This is a genomic window from Pseudomonas sp. P4_C3, from assembly GCF_056402075.1.
Genome location: NZ_JBFUIC010000623.1, coordinates 1 through 1,318, shown reverse-complemented (window position 1 = coordinate 1,318; position 1,318 = coordinate 1). Strand labels below are relative to the sequence as shown.

The 1,318-nt window shown below is 46.6% G+C and carries 1 protein-coding gene; it reads right to left on the bottom strand.

Annotated features, from left to right (window positions below; all coding sequences use genetic code 11):
- The coding region (locus AC1DVH_RS31255) for a sulfatase-like hydrolase/transferase (RefSeq protein WP_477757040.1) at positions 1–1,066 on the bottom strand (1,066 nt) is incomplete at its 3' end.
- Positions 1,067–1,318: the final 252 nt, after the last annotated feature.

The window sequence follows — 1,318 nt, the reverse complement described above, 5'->3', positions numbered from 1 at the left end:
GCATCATTGCTCCGTCATAGCTCCTTTCAAAATATTGACTACTTTGTGCCTCTGCTGCTATTTGCGGAATTATTCCGCCGAAACTATCGACTTCCTGCACTGACAACCAATAGGTCATGTAACCGGCTGCGCGATATATACCCACCAAGGATTTTTTTGACGCAATGGCATTCCAATCCGATATGGGCTCAAGGCTGAGCATTGAGGGAACGGCGGCCGAAGTATATGGGGCTGTCGTACACATGCGATTGAACTTGTAAATCCCTGCCAGCCTGTCGAGATTCGGGGTGGTCTCCTTGTCATATCCGTAGAGAGACCAATTTTGCGGCCGCGATGACTCACCGATTACAAAAACAACAGTTTCTATATTTGACTCATTCGAAACACTGGTTATTTCCACCTCCGATTCCCGGCGCCGCTTGATAAACTGCTCCGATTGCAAATACAAGTAAGTAGTGAGGCCGACTTGCGATAAGTACCCGGCGGGCGTGCTTTGATCTTTTGCAATGAGATCCAGGACCGCAGGTTTCCCGAAAGAATTGAATTTGACTGTTTTATAAAAATACGCGCCATACCCCAAAAGCAAGGCACTAATTACCAAAATAAAAACACCCTTGCTTTTATAAAATTCACGCTTATACAAGCCTATGAGCCCTACCCCATAGAAAGCGACGAATATTATCAAAACAATGGTCACCGGCCGCCAATAAGTCAGCAAAAAATCGCCCGTTTCCTTGTAGCTGTTCAGACCGATAAATAGATAGGCCGCCGTTAATCTCGAATTGAAATTCAGAACAAGGAATAGATCGACGGCCGCCAACAAATAGAACGGAAGCAGAACGACGTGAGTTTTGAACTGATTGAACGAAGCGAATCGAATCGCCAAAAGCCACAACACTGAAATAGCAGTGGTATACATGGCCAACAAATCAATTTTCGAGTATCGATGGTTTGTGATCAATCTAATTATTATCGGCGACAACAAAAAAGCCCACAACACTAAGTTTGGCCATTCCGCTTTAAGTATTTTTGCTGGGGAATCGATGGCTTTTACTGATTTTTTCATAGTCTAGTTGTTCTCGTCGGATACCAACCTGCTACCCAAAGGTTAGCTCAGTTGGCGTATAGCGCCACGAGGCTCACCCTGCACTCACAGYGCAAAATCGACCCGCCGGGCCAAGCGCTCGTATAGTTTTGGTACAGATCCGCCCCTGCTCGTAAAGAAGCAATAGCGCTGCGTTGAGCCGGACGGGAGATACCTTATTCTCCCGGCTCACCCTTTGCCCCGAGATCACCATGGACAGGTCAGAGTTGGGAA